Source organism: Aquiflexum sp. (genome assembly GCF_041749095.1).
Lineage (GTDB): Bacteria > Bacteroidota > Bacteroidia > Cytophagales > Cyclobacteriaceae > Aquiflexum.
Genome location: NZ_JBGTCA010000218.1, coordinates 1 through 3,841, shown reverse-complemented (window position 1 = coordinate 3,841; position 3,841 = coordinate 1). Strand labels below are relative to the sequence as shown.

Here is a 3,841-nt window from a genome sequence, read left to right as displayed (position 1 = left end):
GTCTTCAACCATAGAAAATCAGGGGTGTTTTTCTGTTTGTTTCCAATTACCGAAATATAGGGGACCAGAACGTTTCCATGAGCATCAATATTAACCTGCTCTCCTACTAACAACATTTGTTGGAAAAAACGCGAAAATTCTGGATCCAATTCGCGGAGGTTGATCTTCAATGCGTCTGATTCATTGGAATTACCGATTGGAAGTAGGGATATTTCGGAGGGATTGATGGCTGCCATCAATTTATCGGAAAGCGGCAATCTATAGGGAAAAGAACTCCGCATAAATAAAGACAATTCTTCAAAGTCATTTGGCCCTTGCAAGGTCGCTTTTGGGTAAATCCGTGACGGAGATGCGACATATAATTCTCCGTTGATTACTTTGGCATTAAAGAGTCCCTCTTCAATCCCCGGTGCCTTTTCCCAGATCACAGGGGCTTCAGGTAATGGTTCTTGTGGATTGCAGGAAAGAGCGGCTAAGAAACAAATGACAATTGAAAGGTTCGAAAAATGGGATGAAGTTTTCATATCGGGAAAAGTTGTTTTGGTTAGATTTTTATGGAATATAAGTAGTTTATTCTGATTATTCGGAATGGTACAAATTATTTTTGAGTCAAAAACTTATCAAGTGGTTTGTAGAATCCACCGCAGTTTTTCCCACCCGCCTCACAGCTTGTGGTAACAAAAACTGTTGAATTGTAAATTAGATTGATAGAGGTGATGGAAGTGTCTTCAAGGCCTACATTGTCGAGTTGGGTCAATCTTAATGCCTGGTCGTTCATGGACAAGCGGTAAATCGATGCCCCTTCTGTTAGGACTATGATGTCGTTTATACCTGAAATGTTATCATAAATTCTCCCTATAAGTCTGAGGTCATCACGTGAAACCTGATCGGAGTTGTATGTACCAATCAACTCATTTTTTTTTCCCGACAGGTCAGACTTGTAAACCATCAGGGGAAATGTTTCCATTGCCTCACTTGCAAAAGTGATGATTTCATTGCCTAGCTGTACGGATTTGGTATAAGATTCAAAACGCAGTTCCATATTTCCGCTTTGATCGAAATCAAAAGTATTATTTCCGATCGTGACCCTCATGAAGTTTTCGAATACCTTAAAATTCCAAATACTTACCCAACCATCAAAAAATTCCTCTTTGATCAGTTTCTGTTCCAATATTTCTACTTTGCCGTTATTGACGACCGTCTTGAGCCAAAGGAAATTAGGAGTGTATTTTGATTCTCCGACTATTTTTTATTCCCCAAAGTGTCGCATCATTGTATATTCCAATCTTCGATGCAGCATATAGTTTCCCGTTGATTTCTTGGGCATGGGTAAGTCCCTTTTGAAAGCTAAGTGCAGGCTTCCAGTACACATAAACTTCGGGTGGATTTTCATTTGGGACGCAGGAAAAAAAGAAACTGAGCAAAAGAAGATTAAAAGAATCGGGAAAAGGGATGCACTTTTCATGATGAGAATCCTAGTTTTATTGATCTTCAAACGCTTAAAACTAGGAATTATTACTAAGAATATAAATAACCAATACCGGGTATTTTCAATGCTCAAAAATTTTAGAGTAGCTAGGGATTGAAAAAAAGAACAGAGGGCTTCCCCAAAAATCTGTCTTCACAGGTAACATTTTTAAGTATCTTTCCCCTTTCCTCCAAAACATTTCCTAAATTCAATTTCACATTGATCAAATAAAATTCTAAGATCAATCAACCCTATTTAACCCATGGAAGAAAAGAAATTGCGAAGCCAGGAATGGTTTGGCCGTAAAGGAAAAGACGGCTTTATTTACCGGGCCTGGATGAAAAACCAGGGATTCCCCCACCACCTTTTTGAAGGCAGACCAGTCATCGGCATCTGCAATACCTACTCCGAACTCACCCCGTGCAATGCCCATTTTAGGGAATTGGCAGAAGCGCTGAAAAGGGGTATTTGGGAAGCAGGAGGCTTTCCCTTGGAATTCCCGGTGATGTCTTTGGGAGAATGTTCCATCAAACCGACAGCCATGCTTTTCCGAAACCTGGCCAGTATGGACGTGGAAGAAAGCATCCGCGCCAACCCCATGGACGGAGTCGTCCTGATGTGCGGCTGTGACAAAACCACCCCTTCTCTGGTGATGGGTGCTGCAAGTGTCAATCTTCCCACGATTGTGGTTTCGGGAGGTCCTATGCTTGCCGGTAGGTTCAAAGGAAGAAAAATCGGAACTTCCGATCTTTGGCGATTTGCTGAGGAATTCAAAAAGGGAGAATTGTCCCAAGAAGACTTTACCGCTGCTGAAGCCGCCATGGCAAGGTCACAAGGTCATTGCGCACCAATGGGCACTGCCTCCACCATGGCTGCCATGGTAGAATCATTGGGACTGACACTTCCCGATAACGCCACCATCCCCGCCGCTGATTCGAGAAGAAAGGTTTTGGCCCATATGTCCGGAATCAGAATCGTCGAGATGGTCAAAGAAGACCTGAAAATGAGCGATATCCTGACCCGGAAATCCATTGAAAATGCCATCATGGTCAATGCCGCTTTGGGTGGATCCACCAATTTCATCCTGCATTTGTTGGCCATAGCAGGAAGAATGGGCATTGAACTTTCCATTGATGATTTTGACAAACACTCTACCCATATTCCTTTGATTGCAAATGTGCAGCCGTCGGGAGAAAACTTTCTTGAGGACCTTTTCTATGCAGGAGGACTTCCTGCAGTGATGAAAGAAATTTCTTCTCTTTTGCATTTGGATACAATAACAGCCAATGGCAAAAAGCTTTCTGATAACATCCTCAATGCAGAATGTTGGGATAGAAACCTGATCGGCACCTTGGAAAAACCCTTCAAACCGGAATCAGGCATTGCCGTGCTCAAAGGAAATCTTTGTCCGGAAGGTGCTGTACTCAAACCTTCTGCTGCAACACCATCACTATTGACCCACAGAGGTCAGGCGGTAGTTTTTGAGGACATAGATGATTATAAGAAAAGATTGGATGATCCTGATCTGGATGTAACGCCTGATTCTGTGCTTGTTCTGAAAAACGTAGGGCCACGTGGCTATCCCGGAATGCCTGAGGTAGGAAATATGCAGTTGCCCATGAAAATCATCCAACAGGGAGTCAAAGACATGGTCAGAATATCCGATGGCAGAATGAGCGGAACAGGTTATGGGACAGTCGTTTTACACGTTTCCCCTGAATCCGCAATAGGTGGAAATCTGGCTTTGGTGGAAAATGGGGATTGGATAGTTTTGGATGTGCCCAACAGGACACTGAACTTAGAAGTTTCGGAAGAAGAATTGGAAAAGAGAAGATTCAATTTCAAACCCTTGAATTTGGGCTATGAAAGGGGATATATCAATATGTTTATCCAAAATGTGACCCAGGCCCATGAGGGAGTTGACTTTGATTTTCTGAAAGGTGCTTCGGGGCCTGAGGTCAAAAGAGATTCACATTAATAAATGTTATAATTATCGGATTCTTTGCCAGAAACCTAAAATTCTATTATGGACAGGACGGGAGACAGAAGTCGGAAGACCGAAGTACTGGGCATTTCGGTCTCCTACCAGGAATTTTATTCAATTATCTGTCAATATATACCATAGGGTAAAACCTTTTTTATAAGATGAAAAACCACAATAAAGTTGCCCTTATTACCGGTGCAGGTCAGGGGATTGGATTGGAAATAGTCAGGATTTTGGCTGAAAAAGGCCATCATGTCATTATCAATGACATTGAAAAAAGCCTGACTGATGATGCGGTTGAGGAAGTATTGAAAACAGCAAAAGCAAAAGTGCTGGGACTGTCCGGAGATGCTGGGAATTTGGGGTTTATAAGGGAAATGGTCAGTTTT

Annotated in this window: 5 protein-coding genes; 3 read left to right on the top strand and 2 right to left on the bottom strand. The window is 42.3% G+C overall.

All coding sequences use genetic code 11. The annotated features are described in order from the left end of the window. Both ACEW8O_RS10665 and ACEW8O_RS10660 read right to left on the bottom strand, forming a co-directional pair. On the bottom strand, positions 1-524 hold a 524-nt coding region (locus ACEW8O_RS10665), incomplete at its 3' end, for a hypothetical protein (RefSeq protein ID WP_373494617.1). Between the two features lie 74 nt (positions 525-598). Further along, complete coding sequence (locus ACEW8O_RS10660; RefSeq protein WP_373494616.1) at positions 599-1,171, bottom strand: hypothetical protein; 573 nt, start codon at positions 1,169-1,171, stop codon at positions 599-601. Positions 1,172-1,325: 154 nt separating this feature from the next. On the opposite strand from ACEW8O_RS10660, the gene ACEW8O_RS10655 reads away from it, so the two are divergent. The 3 genes from ACEW8O_RS10655 to ACEW8O_RS10645 form a co-directional block, all read left to right on the top strand. Next, complete coding sequence (locus tag ACEW8O_RS10655) at positions 1,326-1,586, top strand: hypothetical protein (RefSeq protein ID WP_373494615.1); 261 nt, start codon at positions 1,326-1,328, stop codon at positions 1,584-1,586. 144 nt (positions 1,587-1,730) lie between these two features. Further along, positions 1,731-3,446 carry an IlvD/Edd family dehydratase gene (locus ACEW8O_RS10650; RefSeq protein ID WP_373494614.1) on the top strand — a complete coding sequence of 572 codons (1,716 nt, stop codon included), beginning with the start codon at positions 1,731-1,733 and terminating at the stop codon, positions 3,444-3,446. Between the two features lie 167 nt (positions 3,447-3,613). Then, on the top strand, positions 3,614-3,841 hold a 228-nt coding region (locus tag ACEW8O_RS10645), incomplete at its 3' end, for an SDR family NAD(P)-dependent oxidoreductase (protein WP_373494613.1).